Genomic DNA, 19,456 nt, shown 5'->3' with positions numbered 1-19,456 from the left:
GTGGCGCCGGGCCCGGAATCAGACCGGGGTGACGCCGTGCCGGCGCCGGGAGAAGTGCCGTTCCTTGCCGCGGGCGGCCGTGAACCGCCGCACCAGCTCGGTGCGCAGCTCGTGCGGCTCGACGATCGCGTCCACCACCAGCTCACTGGCGAGCCGGACCACGTCGATGTCCCGCTCGTACTCCTCGCGCTTCGCGGCCACGAACGCGGCCCGCTCGGCCTCGTCCCCGATCGCGGCGATCTTGTTGGCGTAGACCGCGTTGACGGCGGCCTCCGCGCCCATCACCGCGATCTTCGCGGTGGGCAGCGCGATGGTGGCGTCCGGCTCGAAACCGGGCCCGGCCATCGCGTAGAGACCCGCGCCGTACGCCTTGCGGACCACCACGCAGATCTTGGGTACGGTCGCCTCCGAGATCGCCGTGATCATCTTCGCGCCGTGCCGGATGATGCCCTGCTTCTCCACCGCGCTGCCGACCATGAAGCCGGGTACGTCGCTCAGGAACAGCAGCGGCACGTTGAACGCGTCGCAGAGCTGCACGAACCGGGTCGCCTTGTCGGCCGAGTCGACGAAGAGCACGCCGCCCTTGAACATCGAGTTGTTGCCGACTACGCCGACGACCTCGCCGTTCAGCCGGCCGAAGCCGATGGTCAGCTCCTTGGCCCACAGGGCCTGGATCTCGAAGAAGCTGCCCTCGTCGAGCAGGCCCTTGACGTACCGGCGCATGTCGAAGGCCTGCCGCTCACTGGCCGGGACCAGCGCGGCCAGGTCGACCTTCGCCGGGGCGTCCACGGCCTCGGCGGCCGGCGGCTCCTGCTTCCAGTTCGACGGCAGGTAGGACAGATAGGTCCGCACCACGTCGAGCGCGTCGTTCTCGGTCTTGCAGAGGAAGTGACCCACCCCGGACTCGGCGCAGTGCACCTTCGCACCGCCCATCGCCTCCAGTGTGGTCTTCTCGCCGGTGACCATCTCGACCATGCGGTCCGACCCGAGGTACATGCTGGCGTTGCCGTCCACCATGGCCACCACGTCGCAGAACGCCGGGATGTAGGCCCCGCCCGCCGCGCTCGGCCCGAACAGGGCGCAGACCTGCGGGATCGCACCCGAGGCGCGGACCTGGTTCCAGAAGATCTTGCCGGCGCCGCGCCGGCCCGGGAACAGGTCGACCTGGTCGGTGATCCGGGCCCCGGCCGAGTCGACCAGGTAGACCATCGGCACACCCGTCGCGTACGCCCGCTCGATGGTCCGGATGATCTTCTCGACGGTGCGCGCGCCCCAGCTTCCGGCCTTCACCGTGGAGTCGTTGGCCATCAGGCAGACCTGCCGGCCGTCGATGGTCGCGGTGCCGGTGACCACCCCGTCGGCGGGCAGCCCGTCGGCCATCGCGTTGGCGTAGAGCCCGTCCTCGACGAACGAGCCCTCGTCGACCAGGTACGCCACGCGCTCGCGGGCGAACAGCTTCCCCTTGGCGGCGTTGGCCGCGTGGTACTTGTCCGCGCCTCCGGCACGGGCCCGCTTGCGCAGTTGCTCCAGTGCCTCACCGTCGAGCGTCACGCCGACTCCCGCTGCCACCGCCCGCACGGGCGCCACCGACCTGAACGATCGTTAGGCTACCGCACTCCCCCCGCCCCGGCGACCCCGTACCGCCCCGCCCGCCCTCACCCGGGCGGGAGAGGGCGAGGGCGGAAGGGGTCAGGCGGGCAGGGGGGTCAGGCGGGTACGGGGGCCGGCGCGCAGGACCCCCGACGGGAGCTTCTTACCCACCAGGCTCTCGGCCAGCTCCGCCGCCCCGACCAGGGCGTCCAGGTCGATGCCGGTATCGATGCCCATGTCGTACAGCATGTGCACCGCCTCCTCGGTGGCCAGGTTGCCGCTGGCGCCCGGGGCGTACGGACAGCCGCCGAGACCACCGACGCTCGCGTCGAACTCGGTGACCCCCAACTCCATCGCGGTCAGCATGTTCGCCAGTGCGGTACCCCGGGTGTTGTGGAAGTGCAGCAGCACCGGCAGGTGGGCGTTACGGTCGCGCACCGCGGTCAGCAGCTCGCGGACGCGACGGGGCGTACCCATGCCGGTGGTGTCGCCGAAGGCGACGCGGTCCGCGCCGTCGCGGGCGACCCGGTCCACGATCGCCGCCACCCGCAGCGGGTCGATGTCGCCCTCGTACGGGCAGCCGAAACTGGTCGCCACGATCACCTCGGCGGTGGCGCCCCCGGTGTGCAGCAGGTCGATCAGCTCGGCGATGTCGTCGAGCGACTCGTCCGTGGACCGGTTGACGTTGCGCCGGTTGTGCGTGTCGCTCGCCGACACCACCACCTCGATCTCGGTGAAACCGGCGGCCAGCGCCCGCCGCGCGCCCCGACTGTTCGGCACCAACGCCGAGTAGCGCACCCCGTCGGCCTTCTCCGCCCGCTGCCACACCTCGTCGGCGTCGGCCATCTGCGGAATCGCCTTCGGGTGGACGAAGGAGACGGCTTCGATGCGCCGCACCCCCGTCCGGGACAACGCGTCGATCAGCCGCACCTTCGCGTCGGTGGGGATGGGCTCCTCGTTCTGGAGTCCGTCCCGCGGTCCGACCTCACGGATGCTCACGAAATCCGGCAGTTCCGCCATCAGGGTCACCTCACTTCAGTCCAGCATGGCACCGGTCGGCGTCAGCGCATCCGGGAGACGATGCCGGTGTCGTAGTCGCCGGAGAGGAACTCCGGGTTCTCCAACAGCTCGGCGAAGAACGGCAGGTTGCACTTCGGCCCGACGATCTCGAAGCCGGCGACGGCGGCACGCGCCCGCTCCACCGCCTCCTCGCGGGTCGCCCCGCTGACGATCAGCTTCGCCATCAGGCTGTCGTAGAACGGCGTGACCAGGTTGCCGGCGACGTAGCCGGCGTCCACCCGTACCCCCGGGCCGGACGGCTCCCGCCAGGTGGTGATCGCACCCGGGCCGGGCAGGAACCGCTTCGGGTCCTCCGCGTTGACACGCAGTTCGATGGCGTGACCGCGCGGGGTGAGCGCGTCCGGGTCGAACGTCGGCGCCAGACCCGAGGCCACCCGGAGCTGCTCCTCGACCAGGTCGACGCCGTAGACGTACTCGGTGACCGGATGCTCGACCTGCAACCGCGTGTTCATCTCCAGGAAGAAGAACTCCTGCGTCGCGGGATCGAGCAGACACTCGACGGTGCCCGCGTTGCGGTAGCCCACCGCCTCACCCGCGCGCACCGCGGCGGCCAGGAACCGCTCGCGCAGCTCGGGCGTGACCGCCGGGGACGGCGACTCCTCGACCAGCTTCTGGTTGCGCCGCTGCACCGAGCACTCCCGCTCACCGAGGGCCACCACCCGGCCGTCGGCCAGGCCGAGGATCTGCACCTCGACATGCCGCACCCGGGGGAAGTACCGCTCGATCAGCACCGAGCGGTCGCCGAACATCCGCTCGGCGAACGCGCGGACCTTGTCGTACTCGGTGCGCAGGGCCGTCTCGTCGGCGGCCACACCCATGCCCATGCCGCCGCCGCCCGCGGCGGCCTTGACCATCACCGGGTAGCCGATCTCCGCCGCGGCTGTCACCGCCGCCTCCAGGTCGGCCGCCGGCTCGCTGGTGCCGGCCGCGACCGGCACCCCCGCCGCCGCCATCAGGTTCCGGGCATTGATCTTGTCGCCCATCGCGGTGATCGCGTCCGCTCCCGGCCCGACCCAGACCAGGCCGGCCCGCTCGACGGTACGCGCGAACTCGGCGTTCTCGGACAGAAAGCCGTAGCCGGGGTGGATGGCCTGAGCCCCGGTGCTCCGGGCGGCGTCCAGGATCGCCTCGACGTTGCGGTAGCTCTGCGCCGGGTTCGCCGGGCCGACACAGACCGCCTCATCGGCCTCCGCCACGAACGGCAGCGCGGCGTCTGCCTCCGAGTGCACCGCGATCGTCCGGATCCCGAGTCGCCTCCCGGTACGGATGATCCGGCGTGCGATCTCCCCCCGATTCGCGACCAACAACGATTCGATCATTTTCGGCACGGACGTGACCCCTTCTCGACGTGTAGCCGGGGCCCCTTCTTAACACGCGTTAAGGTGCGCCCGGCGTGTCAGGTCGGGTCGGTGGGCGCGAGCAGGGCCGCCAGGGCCGCGCCGCGCAGCAGCGCCGCCCGGCGACGACGGTCCACCTCACCGCCGAGGAACGGGGTGGAGTTCATCAACCCGAACGCCGCGTGGGCGAGCACCCGGGCCGCACCGTCGGACAGGTCCGGGTGCAACACGGTCAGCACGGCCACCCACTCCTCGACGTACATCCGCTGGAGCTGGCGGATCCGGCGGCGCGGCTCCTCCGGGAGGCGGTCCAGCTCGTGCAGGTGCAGGGCGATCACCGCCGGGTTCGCCAGCGCGAAGTCGACGTGGAAGTCGACGAGCGACTCCAGCGCGGCACGCGGGTCGCCCGGGTGGCCGGCGGCCCGCTCCCGCCCACCCGCGAGCAGCCCCTCACTCACCGGAATGAGCGCCGCGACCAGCATCGCCTCCTTGCCTGCGAAGTGGTGGTAGAGCGCCGGGCCGGTGACCCCGGCGGCCGCGCCGATGTCATCCATCGACACACCGTGATAGCCGCGGGCGGCGAAAAGGCCGACCGCGATCTCCAGGATCTCGTCCCGCCGGGACCTGCGACGGGCCGCGCCCGCCGCCCTCCGCGCCTGCTGTTCCACCGCCACCGGGTCAGCCTAGACCTCGCGTTCCCGGCGGGGCAGCCGCCGACGCCGGTCGGCCACCTCACACCACCCTCTCAGTCCTCCTCGATGCCGTGCTCGGCGCGAACCTTGGCCGCCTCGGCCGAGCGCCCCTGGTCGTCCAGCGCGCGAGCCAGCAGCCAGGCGGCCTGCGCGGCCGGGCGGGAAGCGGCGGGCAACCCGCCGAGCACCGTCCGCAGCAACCCCTCGGCCTGCTCCGGCCGGCCGTCCCGCAGCAGGAGTTCACCGGTCAGGACCTCGACCTGCGCCGCCTCGCCGAACGCCTCGATCGACCGGAGGCGCTCCGGCACGCCGTCCACCCGGTCCAGCGCGGCGGTCAGCCGATCCTCACCGATCAGCACCCGGGCCACCGCGTCCGCGGCCATCGCCCGCTCGTACGTCACGACAGGCGCTTCGTCGGACCCACCGGCGAACGCGGCGGCCGCCTCGTCCACCCGGTCGATCGCCGCCACCGCCGCCGGCAGGTCACCGGACCAGTGCAGCGCGAGCATCTCCCGCCGGCGGGTCCGCAGCTCGTCGACCGGATGCCCGGCCAACCGCCAGGCGGACGCCGCCGCCGCGAACTTCTGCGCGGCCAGGGCGTCCCGGTCAGCGTCGTAGAGCAGACCACCGGACTCCTCCAGCACCTGCGCCCGCTGCGGGAGGTTGTCCGGCCCGTCCAGGTTGACCGCCAACTGGTCGAGCGCCGCGAGCGCCAGATCGATCTCGCCGAGCCCCGCGTAGATCCCGGCCAGCAGATGCCGGCACCCGTCGGCCTCGCCCTGCGCGCCGGCCCGGTCCAGCCCGAGCACCGCCTCCTCGGCCACCTCGGCCGCCTCCGCCAGCCGCCCGGCGGCCCGGTACGCCTCGGCCAACTCCCAGCGCAGCAACGCGTCACCCGGCAACCCCTGCTCGACGCAGAGGGTGACCGCCTCGGCGAGATCATCCACCGCCTCCCCGGCCCGGTCGGCCGCGAGCAGCGCCCGCCCCCGGGTCAGTCGCAGCGGCAACCAGGCGGCCGCCGGAGCCGACGACAGCGCCTCGTCGCAGGCCGCCACCGCCTCGGCCGGGTCGTCAGTGGCCCGGACGAAGGCCAGGCACGCGCCGGTCAGCAACTCGCCGTCACCCACCTCGCGGGCCAGCCGACGGGCCTGCCCCGCCGACTCCCGGAACTCCTCGGCCCGCTCCAACTGCTCCAGCACGTGCGTGCGGTGCAGCGCCATCCGGGCCGCCAGCCACGGATCGGCGTCCGCGTCCCCGCCGGCCCGGTCGAGCGCCTCCAACGCCTCCGCCCACCGCTGCCGGTGCACGTGGGCCAACGCGAGCCGGTCCCACGCGGCGGCCCGGTCGCGCGACTCGCCGTGCTCGGCCAGATAGCCGGCCGCCTCCCGAGCCAGGGCCAGTCCTTCGTCCGCGCTCTCCTCGGCCATGCTGAGCAGCACCCCGAGCCGTCCCGCGACCACCTGCGCCCGCAGCGGGTCCGGCACCTCCCGCCACGCGGCCAACGCGGCCCGGTTGAACTCGATCGCCACCGGCACGCCGTCGTCGTCCTCGGACAACTCACCGGCCCGCAACTCCAGCCGCCACGCCCGGATGGCCGCCGGCAGCTCGGCCTCGCCGTACCGCTCGTCGTACGCGCGCAACGCCGCGAGCAGCCCGTCCCGCCGGTGGGTACGCCAGCACTCCTCGGCCAGCGCCAGCAACTCGTCGGCGCTCGCCTGCGCCGGCACGGTCACCGGCACGGCGGCAGCCGTTGCGCCGTCCGGGCCGCTGCGCGGTGCCGGCACCACCGGCCGGCGCACGCTCGCGGACAGCGGCAGGTGCTCACCGACCGGCCCGGCGGCGAGCATCCGGGCGACCAGCTCGGACTGGCGGCTGGTGCCGTTGCGCGCGTCGAACCGCCCGCCCAGCTCGGTGGCGGTGCCGGCCAGATCGTCGGCGAGCTCCCCGGCCGGCACGTCGGCGGCCGGCCGGTCCCCGGCGGCGCGACGGTGCACGGTCACCTCGGCCGGCACCTGCCGCAGCGCAGCCGACGCAGCAGCCGCGAAGTGCATTGCGGCGGCCGGGGTGGGCGCCCGGTCCAGCCAGTCCAGGTGCCGCTCGACCAGCTCCAACGCCCGGGTCCCGTTGCCGGTCGCGGTGCAGAACTCCACGTGGGCGGCGATGTCCCACAGGTTGGCGAGGTGCCCGCGCAGCCGCCGGTAGGCCTCCCGGTGCGCGTCCCGGGCGGCGTCCGCCCGCCCGGTCTCCCGGTAGGGCGTGAGCAGCGCCGTGAGAATCGCCTGCGGCTGCTCGGTGCAGCTCAACCGGCCCGCGAGCACCGGCTCCGCCAGCGCCACGGCCTCCTCGTGCCGACCCAGACCGGCCAGGTGGGTGACCTGGGTGGTCGGATCGCAACCGGCGCAGTCGGACAACTCGTCGCGGGGCGTGGTCATCCACTGGTGGTACCACCGGGCCGCCGCGTCCTCGTCGCCCACGTGCTCGGCCACCAGGTAGCGGTGCTTGTGGACCGCCTGGAGCGAGTGCCCGGCCGCCCGGTAGCGACGCTCCATGTCGTCGAGCACCCCGTACGTGCGGTCGAGCGGCAGCTCCGGGAACCTCACCATGGCGGTGACCATGTACTTGAAGAACCAGAACAACTGGTGCGTGTAGTTCTGGTGGTAGGGCTGCGGGTCCCGGTCGTACTCCGACAGGCACCAGGAGAACGTGACGAAGGACTTCGCCGGCTCGCCGCCGTAGACGTACGCGGTGGTGCCGGTGATCCGGGCGGCGAACGCCAGGTGCCGGTCGTCGCCCGCGTCGGCCCGGCGCAGCAACTGCTCCAACGCCGCGATCTGCCCCGGGCCGTACGGCATCCCGTTGATCTCGCGGTGCATCCGCCAGAGGTCGTCGTCAGTCACGGTCCACTCCCGGTACGGCCCGGCCGAGCAGGCCGAGGAAGGAACTGTTCAGCAGGGCGGCGTCGGCCGCCCGGATCGGGTGGTGCCCGAGCAGCAGGGCCTGCCCGTAGAGCGCCTCCACGGCCAGCCCGACCAGCTCCGGGTCGGTGAGCGTGGTGACCCGGCGGACCAGCGGGTTGCGGTGGTTGAGCACCAGTTGCGGGCGGTCCGGCGGCGCGGAGGCGGCCAACGCGTCGAGCACCCCGCCCCACAGCTCGTCGGCCCGGTCCCGGCTCGCGGCGAGCTGGTCGTGGAACGCCGCCGAGCGGGAGACCAGGTAGAGCGCCGGCAGCGAGACCGGGTCGTACGCCCGCAGGACCACCTCGCAGCCCAGCCGTTCCAGGGCCCGCTGCGCCGCGGTGCGGAACGGTCGCAGGGCTAGTTCGGTCGCCGGATCGAGCAGCTCGAACCGGGTGGTGAGGTCGCTCGGCTCCAGCCGTTCGATGAGCACCGACCGGTCCACCGTGGGCAGTCGCTCGATCAGCTCGGTGTCGTACGTGTAGCCGCCGTTGACCACCGGCAGGTCCTGCGCGGCGGCCACGGCCGCGAGCTGACGGAACTCGTCCAGGCTGGCGGCGTAACGGATGACGCTGTGGCGGCGGCGGAACTCGGCCAGCGTGAGCGTGCCCACGTTGGTGTCCATCGGCCACCACTGCTCGACCAGGCGCAGCATCTCGTCGTCGTGCACCGCCAGTGCCTTGACCCCGAGGTGGTGCACCTGGAGGAACTCGCCGAGCCGGCGCGGGTCGTGCGTGGCCAGCCGGACCAGCCAGGCGCGGATCTGGTCGCCGAGCGACTCCCGGACGGCGGTCAGCAGCGTGTCCTCGTAGAGCGCCTCGCGGCTCGCGGTGGGCCGCAACTCGGTCGCGTCGACCACGCAGTGGGCGAAGAACGCCCACTCGGGCAGCAGCCCTTCGGCGTGCTCACTGAGCAGCATCCGCTTGAGGTGGACCCGGTGCCCGGCGCGGGCCGCCGGGTTGACCGCGGCGGGCAGGATGAACGCCGCGCCGGTGAGGCCGGCCTCGGGCACCGACAGCGGCAGCACGTCGAACGGGGCGAAGCCGAGCAGTTCCTGCGCGTACCGCTGGAGGGCCGCCCGGTCGACCGGGTCGCCCGGCGTGGTCGGCCACGGCGGCGGGCCGGTGGTGGTGAGCGTGTCGCCGACCCGCACGTCGACAGGCAACAGGCTGCCGTAGAGGCGGGCCAGCTCGGTGACCGTGGGCACGCCGAGCCACTTGTCGGCGTCGCGCCGGGGCACGAGCGTCACCGTGGTGCCGGGTTCGTCGCGGGCCTGCTCCGGCTCGGCGGCCCGCACCGAATACCGCCCGTCGGACCAGCCCGTCCAGAGCACCGTCGGTTCGTCGGCGTGCCGGGTGACCACCCGGATCTCGTCGGCCACCAGGAAGCAGGAGAGCAGGCCGATGCCGAACTGGCCGAGGAACTCGTGCCGGGAGAAACCCAGCTCGTCGCGCTTGGAGCTGCGGCCGATGGTGGCGAGCAGCTCGTGCACCTGCGCCTCGGTGAGGCCGATGCCGGTGTCGTGCACCCGCAGCGTCCCGTCGCCGGTCAGCTCCGGCGGCTCGATCCGCACCCGGGCCGGCGCGTCCGGCTCGGCGGCCCGGCGCGCGGTGATCGCGTCGACGGCGTTCTGGAGCAGCTCGCGCACATAGACCCGCGGGCTGCCGTAGAGGTGATGACTGAGCAGGTCGACCACGCCACGGAGGTCCACCTGGAAGGTACGGTCCAATCGCGCTCCCGGTTCGCGTTTTCGGCGCTCACCGTACCGGCCGCCGCCGACAGTGTCCGTCCCCCTTCCCGTCTGCCGGGCTCGGCCCTCGACCGGGTGCGGGCCGCAGCGCCCGCGCCTCGCCGATCTTGCACTGAGCACCCCGGCAAAAGCCCTGAAAAGGACCAGTCGGGGGCGGCAACTGCAAGATCGCCGCGAGGTGGCGACGGCATCGTCCGAGAACTTGTCGCGGTCACGCTCGCCCCACCCGCGACGCGGGACCGGACCGGCCGGCCCCGCGTGTGGGGGCCGGCCGGGGAGGCTCAGCGGGTCAGGCCGCCGGGCTGGTCACCCTTCACGACGGGGGCCCGGACCAGGTTGCCCCACTCGGTCCACGAGCCGTCGTAGTTGCGCACCTGCGGGAACCCGAGCAGGTGGTGCAGCACGAACCAGGTGTGGCTGGACCGCTCACCGATCCGGCAGTACGCCACCACGTCGTCGGACGGGTCCAGCCCAAGCTGGTCGGCGTAGATGGCGCGGAGCTCGTCGGCGGACTTGAACGTGCCGTCGTCGTTCGCGGCGGACTTCCACGGCTTGCTCACCGCGCCCGGGATGTGCCCGCCGCGCAGCGCGCCCTCCTGCGGATAGTCCGGCATGTGCAGCATCTCGCCGGTGTACTCGCCCGGCGACCGCACGTCCACAAGCGGCCGGCCGGCCGCCACGTGGTCCATGACCTGTTCCCGGTAGGCGCGGATCGGCGCGTCGTCGCGCTCCGGCACCGGATAGTCGGCGCGGGGGCGAGACACCTTGTCCCGGGTCAGCTCCCGCCCCTCGGCGGCCCACTTCTGCCGGCCGCCGTCGAGCAGCCGCACGTCCGGGTGACCGAAGAGCGTGAAGACCCAGAGGGCGTACGCGGCCCACCAGTTGAAGTTGTCGCCGTAGAAGACGACGGTGTCGTCGCGCCCGATGCCCTTGGCCGCGCACATCTCGGCGAAGGATTCGGCGTCCAGGTAGTCGCGGGTGACCTGGTCGTTCAGTTCGGTGTGCCAGTCGACCTTGACGGCGCCGGGGATGTGGCCGGTGTCGTAGAGGAGCACGTCCTCGTCGGACTCGACCACCACGAGCCCTTCGTCGCCCAGATGCTCGGCCAGCCACCCGGTGGTGACCAGGCGCTGCGGGTCGGCGTACGACTGGAGCTGGGGATGCGGATCGTTCGGCACAGGCATGATCCCCAAGGTACGCCGGATCACCGGCTCCGGATGTGACACCGGCCCCACCACCAGGCGAAGGTGGTGGGGCCGGTGCGCTCAACCTCTCAGTCCTCGACGACGAACCAGTGGTAGGCGACGTCCGACTGGTTGCCGGCCTTGTCGATCGCGTACACGGAGAGCGTGTACCAACCCGCCTCGGACGGCGTGAGGGTGACCGAGGCGGCGCCGTCCGCACCCGCCGGCACGGTGACCTCCGCGCCGTTGAACTCGTAGACATACCTGTCGATGTCCGGCATCCCGGGGGTGAACGTGAAGACGCCCGGCGTGCCCGGCCCACCACCCGAGCCACCGGGCGGGTAGGTCGTCGAGCTGACGCCCGGCGCGCTGCTGACCAGGAACGCGAAGCTCGTCTCCGGGGACAACTCGCCGGACGCCGAGCGGGCCCGGACGGTGACCGTGTTGCGGAAGGCCCGGTCCGGGGTGATGGTCAGCTCGGCCGCGGTGCCGTCGTTGACCTCGACGGTCTGCTCCGGCCCGCCGTTGAGCCGGTAGACGAACGCGGACGTGTCCGGCAGGTCGGAGTCGAAGCGGAAACCGCCGGGCACGCCGATGCCGCCGCTGGAACTCCACTCGCTGTACAGGTACGAGATGACCCGCGGCTGCGGGTCGCGGACGGTGAACTGGTAGTCCCGCTGCCCGGTACGCGTGCCGTCACCGGTTTCCGCGGTCACCGTCACGTAGTGCCAGCCGGCGCCGGTCGGGGTCCAGGTGACGGTGGCGGTGCCGTCGGCCGAGGCGTCGACCGTCTTCGTCTCCTCGCCCTGGAACGAGTAGTGGTAGCGGACCACGTTCGACCGCTGCGGCGTGAAGGTGAAGGTGCCGGCGACGCCGGGCAGGCCACCGCTCTGGTCCTGCGGATATTCCGTCGAGGCGACCAGCGGCGCGTCGTTGACCAGGAACGTCCAGACCCGTTCGAGCGAGCGGGTGCCGTCCGCGGTGACCCCGCGGACCGTGAGCGTGTGGCTCCCGCCCTCGGTGGGCGTCCAGCTCACCGTCGCCCGAGGGCCGGTCTCGACACGCTGCTCGGCACCGTCGTCGAACCGGTAGAGGAAGGCCACCGTCTCGGGGATTTGCGAGGTGAACCGGAACTCGCCCGCCTGGCCCGGACCACCCGTGGGCAGGTCGGCCCGGTACGGGTCGGCGGAGACGGCGGGGCGCAGGTCCCGCACCCGGAAGAACCAGGTCGCCGGCTGCGACTCGGTGCCGTCCCGGCTCACGCTCCACACGTCCAGGTTGACCGCGCCCGCCTCGGTCGGCGTCCAGGTCACCGATGCGGTGCCGTCGGCCTTCGCGGCCACCGTGCCCGACTCGCCGTTGAACCGGTAGCGGTAGCTGACGGTGTCGGGCAGGCGTGGGGCGAAGGTGAAGACGCCCGGGATGCCCTGCCCGCCGTCGGTGCCGTACTCCTCGTAGACCGTGGCCGAGATTTTCGGCTCGGTCGGCAGGTTGAACTCCCGACTGCCGGTGGTCTCCACACCGTCGGCCGTGACGCTGGTGACGGTGAGGGTGCGGAGGCCGCCCCGGGTCGCGGTGACGGTGATCCCGGCGGAGCCGTCGGCGGCGGCCTCGACCGTCCGCTCCGGGTCGCCGTCCAACCTGTACCGGTAGCGCACCACCCCGTCCAACTGCGGCCGCAGCTGGAACGTGGCCGGCACCCCGATCTCGGTCAACCGTCCCTCGATGATCGGCGACACGTCCTCGGCGAGGAACGTGTAATCGGTGCTCGCCGAGCGGTTGCCGAGCGCGTCCATGCTCCACACCCGCAGGGTGTTCACGCCACGGTCCGGGGTGAGCGTGACTGTGGCACCGCCGCCCGGCCGGTCCGCGTCGACCGTCTGCTGCGGGCCGGAGTCCCACGAGTAGCCGTACCGCACCACGTCGGCTGAGCCGTTGGCGGTGAAGGTGAACTCGCCGGGCAGGCCCGGATGCCACTGGTCGTCGTCGGGGAAGTCGGTGGACGTCACGCCGGGCGCCGTGGCCGGACCACGGACGTCGAGGCGGAAGTAGCAGGTCACGCTCCAGTCGCCGGTGGCCCGGCTGTCCTTGGCCCGCATCTGCCAGGCGTACGTCCGGTCGTGCTCGAACGGCGACGGATAGATGTGGTCGAAGCGGCCGACGGCACGCTCGCCGTCACGCGCGAGGTTCGCCTGCTCGATCCGCGCCTCCGGCTGGTCGACCGGCCAGACCGCGAAGGTGACGTCGAGGTGGTCCGTGCCGCCGCCGTCGTTGCGGTCCCGGTCGTGCACCACTCCGGAAAGCGTGGGGTTGCGGATCACCTGGTACGGCTCGGCGGTGGTGCACGCCGTACCGGCCTCGCTCTGGAGGTCGGTCGGCACGCCGGGACGGAAGTTGTAGTCGATCGAGATGCCGACCTTGGTGGCGTACTTCCGGGCCAGTGCCGGATCCCGCTCGGCGTCGGCGGGCAGCCGCAGTGAGAGGGTCAGCGTCGACCGGCCCTCGGCAAGCGCCTGGCGCAGCCCTCCGATCGCGTCGAACTCCACCCGGGGCGCCGGGCAGACGGTCTGGTCGGTGAGTTGCCGGCTGTCGACAAGCGCGAGGTCGGCCGGCGGGTTACGCCAGCTCGACCTGGCGGTGTAGGGCGCGGTGCGCCACAGCTCGATCTTCGGACGCTTGGTGCAGTCCGCGCCGGCCGTCTCCTTCACGTCGAGCTTGGCCGACTGGATGTCTGCTCCCCGGTAGCGGGAGATGTCGAACGTGAAGTACGCCCGCGACGTGTGCGGCCGGCCCGCCGCGTCCTTCCAGGTGCCGACCGGCACGTCACCGGCCCGGTCGATGACGATCGTGTCCGGCGTGCGGGAGTCGGTCCACGCCCAGGACCTGTTGGTCTCGTAACGGATGTCGTACGCGGCGGCCGGTGCCGCGGCGGCTACGACCGCACCCGCGGCCACCACCATCGACAGGGCACCGGCGAGCACGGCTCGCCCACCGGTACGGAGCGGATTTCTGACCGGCATGAGGGGCATCCCTCATCCACCTTTCCCCAATGTCACCCCGTACTCGATAACGGGGGCAGCGGATGCTAACCAACCGGGCGGACATCGGGCGATGCCCATTCGACGCGGACACTCCACACCGGACCGAGGGTCGAGAGAAGTCGAGCCGTCCGGCGATCAGGCGCGGCGGTGGACCAGACGGCCGGCGACCACGGTCGCCCGGCAGGACCCGTCGGGGTCGAACACGGCGAGGTCGGCCCGCCCGCCGGCCTCCAGCGTGGGCGGGCGGGCGGCGACCAGCACCGCCACGTCGTTGCGGGCGGCGGCGGCCCGCAGCGCCGGGTCGGTGACGTGCGCGTCGCGTACCGCGGCGACACCGAGGCGGAACAGGGCGTGCACCCGTTCGCGGGGCGTGGGCGCCGGGGGCAGCGGGCCGTCGTGCACGAGCGCCGGCCCGAGCGTGCCGGCCCACCGCCGCACCCGCACCCCCGGGTACGCGTCGGTCAGCTCGGCCACCGGCAGGATCGCCTCGACCCGGTCGTCGCGGACCACCACGGCCAGCCCGGCGCGCGGCGGGTCGTCAGGGGTGAGCCGCAGCAGGTCGGCGGCGTGGGCGGTACGCACCGTTCAGTCGGGCTCGACCGGCCCGAGCACCGGCCGCTTCGCGGTGATGAAGTCGCCGGAGGACCGGCCGGTGAGCCGGCGCCTGAGCCACGGCGCGAGGTGCTTGCCGGCCCAGCGCAGGTCGGCGGCGCGGGCCGCCAGCCACGGACTGGGCGCGGGGTGCGGCGGCACCAACAACCACTCCTCGTCGCAGCCGACGCCGAGTGCGGTGAGCACCTGCGCGGCGACCCGCCGGTGCCCGGCGGCGGACAGGTGCAGCCGGTCGGTGCTCCAGAGCATCGGGTTGAGGTAGGTGTCGTCGGAGTACAGGTCGACCAGGATCGCGCCGTGCCGTTCGGCGACCTCGCCGACCGCGCGGTTGAGCATCGCCACCCGGGGGGCCACCAGCCGCTGGCCGGGCAGGCGGGCCATCACGTCGGCGAACCGAAACAGCACGACGTCGCTGCCGCCGGAACGGAGCCGTGCGACCACCGAGTCGTAGCGGGGGACGAACACCTCCGGGTCGAAGCTGCGCCGCAGCACGTCGTTGCCACCGGCCGCGAAGCTGATCAGGTCGGGCTTCATGGCCAGGGCCGACGGCACCTGCTCGGCCACGACGTTCGGGAACAGCCGACCCCGGATGGCAAGGTTGGCGTAGCGGAAGTCGGGGCCGGTCTCGGCGGCGAGCCGGGTGGCGACCAGGTCGGCCCAACCCCGGTAGCTGCCGTCCGGGTATGCGTCGTCCATGCCCTCGGTGAAGCTGTCGCCCACCGCCACGTAGCTGCGCCAGCGCACGGCGCCCCCCTCAGACGTCCCGGCAGAAGTGCGTCGCACAGTCTGTCACCGTGCGGGCCTGTCCCGCTGGCCTCCCGGGACAGACGTGGCGGATGTCTCGATGTCCCGTTCCCGGCGACCGGTCCGGGCGGACAAAACGTCCGACTCGTCCGCGCGGGGCAGAATACGACGCCCGGACCAGGCATGATGTCTGCCGTCATCCGTTCGGGCGGTCCGTCCGACCGGTCCCGTGTACGGCGCGAGCGAGGAACCACATGACGCAGGGGCACCCCCCGGCAGGCTTGCCGGGACCCGGTCACGCACCGGCTCAGGCCGCCGGCCCGCCCGGTCCACCGCCGCCCGTCCCGGGGGCGTGGCCGGCGTACCCGCCGGGGCCCCCGCCGAAGCCGAAGTCCCGCCGTGGGCTCTGGATCGGGCTCGCGGCCGGTGCGCTCGCGCTGGCGGTCTGCGCCGGCGCCGCGGTCGGCGTCGGTCTGGGGCTGCGCGGCGACGAGGACGCGCCGGCACCGAAGGCGGCGGCCGGCGCCAACGGCGTCACGGTCACCAACGCCGAGCTGACCACCCTGCTCGACCGGCACAGCAAGGCGCTCGCCGCGAAGGACCTGGACGGCTACCTGGCCGCCTTCGACCCGGCCCGCAAGGACCTGGTCGCCGGGCAGACCCGACTGTTCCGCAACCTGGCCAAGCTGCCCCTGTCGGTGGCCCGCTACGAGACGATCGAGAAGCAGGGCCGCGCCAGCGACGCGTTCGGCCAGGGCGTCACGTTCCAGCTCGACGTCTCGTTCGTGCACCAGCTCGACGGCTTCGACCTGGCCCCGGTCAGCCAGTGGTACCGCTGGACGGTCGTCCGCGCGTCCAGGGACGCGCCGGTCCGGGTCACCGCGGTCACCGGCGCGCCGGCCGCGGCCAACGGCAGCTCGAAGACGGTCCACTACCCCGGCCCGTGGGACCGGTGGCGGGAGATCCACGTCGAGCGGACCCCGCACGCGCTGGTCATCGCCGACGCGACCCGGGCCGCGTCGGCGAAGCGGTACGCCCCGATCGCCGAGGCCGCGGTCGCCCGGAACCTGGAGGTGTGGCGGGCCGGTGGGCTGACCGGCGCGGTGCCCGACGGTTTCGTCTTCACGCTCGCCAAGGGCAAGGAGGAGATGACCACGCTCTTCCGGATCGGCACCGAGAAGGCCACCGAGGCGGGTTTCTCCCTGCCGATGGTGGCGGCCGAACGAAAGGACGGGGAGTTCACCATCGGCGCCACCCGGGTGGTGGTGGACACCGAGGACGGCTTCTTCACCCGCTCCGGCGGCGACAACGACGCCGGCATGGTGTTCCGGCACGAGGTGGCGCACTCGCTCATGGCGCACCGGATGAAGCTGTCCGACGTGAACGGGCTCGACCGGATCGACGAGTGGGTGACCGAGGGCTTCGCCGAGTACGTCGCGTTCCACGGCCGCCCATTGAGCGCCAGCGCGCGCACCGGGCCGGCCAAGTGGCTGGTCCGCGACGGGTGGACCGGCAGGCTGCCGAGCAACGGCGAGTGGAAGAACCCGGAACGGCTCGGCTTCCACTACTGGCTCGGCCACGCCGCGATGAACCACCTCGCCGACAAGCACGGTGAGGCGAAGCTGTTCCGCTTCGTCGAGGCCGTCTACGGCGGCACCCCGGCCGACCGCGCCGCCCGGGACGTGCTGGGCGTGTCGCTCGGCGACTTCGAGGCCGGCTGGGCCGCCTACGTCCGCGCCCAGGCACGTTGAGTGGGATCGGAGACCACGGATGACCTACCAGTACCCGCAGCACCCCGCGTACCCACCGCCGGGCTGGTCGCCGCCGGCCCCACCGCCGCCGGCGGCGCCGAAGAAGCGCGGACGCGTGGCGGCGCTCGTCGCCGGTGGGGTGGTGGCCGTGCTGGCCGTGGCCACCGGCACCGCCTACGGCGTGTACCGGATGGTCGGCGGCGGCAGCGACGACAAGGCGCTGCGCACCGCCTGGGTGCTCGACTTCCCCGAGCGGCAGCGCAACGGCCTGAAGACCTACGACGAGCAGGACATCTTCGGCGCCTGGCTGGCCGGTGACACGGTGGTCCGCGCCCACCTGGACGGGATCATCGCCTACCGGCTCGGCGACGGCGGCCAGGCGTGGGGTGTGCCCGCGCCGCAGGGCGGCTCGCTGTGCGCAGCCACCCAGACGCTTGTCGAGGGGCGGGGTGTGATGGCCCTGGGCACCGGCTCCTGCAACACCCTCGTCGGCTTCGACACGGCCGCCGGCACCCGGACGTGGCAGGCGACGTTCCCGGTGGAGCACCGGGATGGACGGTCCACGATCGCCGCCCCGGACCTGTCGCTGACCGACCGTCAGGTCATCGTCCGCGCCGACCAGAACGTCTTCGGCTACTCGCTCGCCGACGGCAAGCGGCTGTGGCAGACCGACACGGACCGGCTGCTGCCCGGCCGGGACTGCCGGCTCGCCGACACGCAGGCGGCCGGCGACCAGGCCGTGGTCACCGCGCGATGCGACGGCGACCGCGGGGCGCTGCTCGGCCTGGACCCGGCCACCGGCAAGGCCCGCTGGAAGCGACAGCTGCCCGCCGCGCAGCAGAGCGCCGGCGTACTCAGCGTCGACCCGCTGGTCAGCCTGCCCGGCCTGGTCGCCGACACGTTCGTCGCCCGCGACGCCACCGGCCGGACGCGGGCCACGTTCGGCAACCCCGTCGACGGTACGCGGTTCAGCGACCTGCCGATCAACAGCTCGAACTCGATCGAGGGGGCGGCGGTACGGCGGTACCTGGCCGACGCCGACACGCTCTATCTGCCCACCGAGGCGACGAACGCGCCCGGCAAGATGCGCGAAACCAACCAGGTGGTGGCGATCGACCTGGCCACCGGCAAGCGACGCTGGGTTTCCAGCGGGCACACCGACTGCCAGGTGGAGCTGATCCGCGTCGACGAGCAGGGACTGCTCGCCTGGGAGGTCGGCGACCATCGGAACCTCGACCCGCGGCTGATCCGCATCGACCCGGCGACCGGCACGGTGAGCGTGGTGGCCGAGGGCCCACGCCCGGCCGGTGGCGAGGGCACCAACGCGAAGGTCCTGGAACGGGACGGGACAGTGGTGCTGGTGCCGTGGAAACACGTCGCTGCGGACGCGGCGATCACCGTGCTGCGCTGAACGACGGAAGGGGCGGGCCACCCCTCGGTGACCCGCCCCTCGTCTTGCGGCCCATGGTCAGGGCACGTACGCCAGCAGCACCCCGCCGCTGAGGCCGACCGGCTCGGTCACGGCCCCGACCGCCCGGAAACGCTTGTCCAGCACGCTGATACCGCTGTCGCGCCGGACCAGCACCGTCCCGTCCTTGCTGAACAGGATGCTGCGGACCTCGCCGTCGCCGGGCATTTCGACGGTCCTGCTGGTGCTGGTGTCCACCACCGCGAAGCTGCCGTCGTTGCGGGACTCGTCCTTGTTGATCCAGCCGACCGCCACGTACCGGCCGTCCGGCGAGACGCTGCGGACCCGCCAGCCGGCGTACCGCGCCGCCTCGGCCTTCGGCGGCGTGTAGCGGTAGAACCTCGGCCCCTCACTGCGCGTCGAGTACGGTCGGCCCTCGGAGACCGCCGCCCAGTTCCGGCCGTCCGGCGTCCACCACTTCAGGGTCTCGTTGCCGGCGTCGCCGTCCGCGGGCCTGCGGGTGGTCAGGTCGATCATCGCCATGTGGCCGTCCTGCTGCACCAGTAGCCGGTCGTCGGTGCTCCACACGAGCGGGTCGTCACCGTCGCAGGGCGTCTTGCCAGAGTAGGGCACCTCCTTGGCGATCGTGGCCCGGCCGCTGCCGTCGATCAGGGTGGTCACCAGCGCGCCGGCCTCCGCCCCGGCCGCTCCCTCCACCCAGGCCAGCCGCTCGCCGTACGGGGAGATGGTGATGGTGTTCCGGACGCAGTCGCCGCCGCCGTAGGGGACGCTGTCGCTCACCCGGTCGGTGCCGCCCTTGACCACGTGCACCTCCGCGGCCCGCTCGCCGAACGCCAGGTAGTACCGGGTGCCGGGCAGGGCGGCGGAGGAGGAGTCCGACGGGCCCGGTGCGGCGGACGACGGGGCGGTGGACGACGGGGCGGTGGACGCAGACGGGGTGGACCCGCCGTCGCCGCAGGCGCTCACGCCCACGGCGACGAACGCGGCGGCGGCGAGGGCGGCGACGGTACGAACTCCGCGGGCGGTGTTGACGATGACGTTCACGATTCGATCCTCAGGGGTTGGGGGGCGCGCGTCTCTGATGCACTCCCAGACGTCGGTTTCGATCTGCGTGGTTGCCGCCTGATCGAAAAATTTCGACCGCCTCGACGGCCCTGGAACGACGAGGGGCGGGGGGCCGGCCGCGGCCCGCCCCGGCGGGGCCCGCCGGCGTTCGCGCCCCCGGGGATCCCCCCGCCGACCACCACGGCCGCCGCGGGGGCCACCGCGGTCCGCCGACGGCGGTACTGGAC

General features: G+C 73.0%; 13 protein-coding genes. 2 read left to right on the top strand and 11 right to left on the bottom strand.

Going from position 1 to position 19,456, the window contains the following annotated elements:
- Positions 1–18 precede the first annotated feature (18 nt).
- From ACLQ2X_RS11025 to ACLQ2X_RS10980, 10 genes are all read right to left on the bottom strand, one after another.
- Positions 19–1,551, bottom strand: coding sequence for an acyl-CoA carboxylase subunit beta (locus ACLQ2X_RS11025; RefSeq protein ID WP_425680881.1), 1,533 nt, complete (start codon positions 1,549–1,551; stop codon positions 19–21).
- A gap of 138 nt (positions 1,552–1,689) precedes the next feature.
- Complete coding sequence (locus tag ACLQ2X_RS11020) at positions 1,690–2,601, bottom strand: hydroxymethylglutaryl-CoA lyase (protein ID WP_425681081.1); 912 nt, start codon at positions 2,599–2,601, stop codon at positions 1,690–1,692.
- 50 nt (positions 2,602–2,651) lie between these two features.
- Positions 2,652–3,989, bottom strand: a complete 1,338-nt coding sequence (locus ACLQ2X_RS11015) for an acetyl-CoA carboxylase biotin carboxylase subunit (RefSeq protein WP_425680880.1) — start codon at positions 3,987–3,989, stop codon at positions 2,652–2,654.
- 77 nt (positions 3,990–4,066) lie between these two features.
- Positions 4,067–4,681, bottom strand: a complete 615-nt coding sequence (locus ACLQ2X_RS11010; protein ID WP_425680879.1) for a TetR/AcrR family transcriptional regulator — start codon at positions 4,679–4,681, stop codon at positions 4,067–4,069.
- Between the two features lie 71 nt (positions 4,682–4,752).
- The gene (locus ACLQ2X_RS11005; protein ID WP_425680878.1) at positions 4,753–7,596 is read right to left on the bottom strand and encodes a hypothetical protein; all 2,844 of its coding nucleotides are present in this window, start codon (positions 7,594–7,596) and stop codon (positions 4,753–4,755) included.
- Positions 7,589–9,382, bottom strand: a complete 1,794-nt coding sequence (locus ACLQ2X_RS11000) for an HSP90 family protein (RefSeq protein ID WP_425680877.1) — start codon at positions 9,380–9,382, stop codon at positions 7,589–7,591. The genes ACLQ2X_RS11005 and ACLQ2X_RS11000 overlap by 8 nt, the downstream gene beginning before the upstream one ends.
- Positions 9,383–9,684: 302 nt before the next feature.
- Positions 9,685–10,587, bottom strand: coding sequence for a sulfurtransferase (locus ACLQ2X_RS10995; protein WP_425680876.1), 903 nt, complete (start codon positions 10,585–10,587; stop codon positions 9,685–9,687).
- 89 nt (positions 10,588–10,676) lie between these two features.
- Positions 10,677–13,607, bottom strand: coding sequence for a hypothetical protein (locus tag ACLQ2X_RS10990; protein WP_425680875.1), 2,931 nt, complete (start codon positions 13,605–13,607; stop codon positions 10,677–10,679).
- A 156-nt stretch (positions 13,608–13,763) separates the two neighbouring features.
- Positions 13,764–14,210: a hypothetical protein gene (locus ACLQ2X_RS10985; protein ID WP_425680874.1), complete on the bottom strand. Its 447-nt coding sequence runs from the start codon at positions 14,208–14,210 to the stop codon at positions 13,764–13,766.
- 3 nt (positions 14,211–14,213) lie between these two features.
- Positions 14,214–14,984, bottom strand: a complete 771-nt coding sequence (locus tag ACLQ2X_RS10980; RefSeq protein ID WP_425680873.1) for an SGNH/GDSL hydrolase family protein — start codon at positions 14,982–14,984, stop codon at positions 14,214–14,216.
- 254 nt (positions 14,985–15,238) lie between these two features.
- Here ACLQ2X_RS10980 and ACLQ2X_RS10975 point away from each other — a divergent pair, with 254 nt between their 5' ends.
- Together ACLQ2X_RS10975 and ACLQ2X_RS10970 are read left to right on the top strand one after the other, a co-directional pair.
- Complete coding sequence (locus tag ACLQ2X_RS10975) at positions 15,239–16,735, top strand: hypothetical protein (RefSeq protein ID WP_425680872.1); 1,497 nt, start codon at positions 15,239–15,241, stop codon at positions 16,733–16,735.
- 19 nt (positions 16,736–16,754) lie between these two features.
- On the top strand, positions 16,755–18,146 hold the full coding sequence (locus tag ACLQ2X_RS10970) for a PQQ-binding-like beta-propeller repeat protein (protein ID WP_425680871.1): 1,392 nt from the start codon (positions 16,755–16,757) through the stop codon (positions 18,144–18,146).
- Positions 18,147–18,203: 57 nt separating this feature from the next.
- Here the strand turns inward: ACLQ2X_RS10970 and ACLQ2X_RS10965 are convergent, their stop codons facing one another.
- Positions 18,204–19,208, bottom strand: coding sequence for a hypothetical protein (locus tag ACLQ2X_RS10965; RefSeq protein ID WP_425680870.1), 1,005 nt, complete (start codon positions 19,206–19,208; stop codon positions 18,204–18,206).
- Positions 19,209–19,456: the final 248 nt, after the last annotated feature.

It is taken from the genome of Micromonospora sp. DT31 (assembly GCF_049841795.1).
GTDB lineage: Bacteria > Actinomycetota > Actinomycetes > Mycobacteriales > Micromonosporaceae > Micromonospora.
This window is presented reverse-complemented; position numbering and strand designations above follow the sequence as displayed.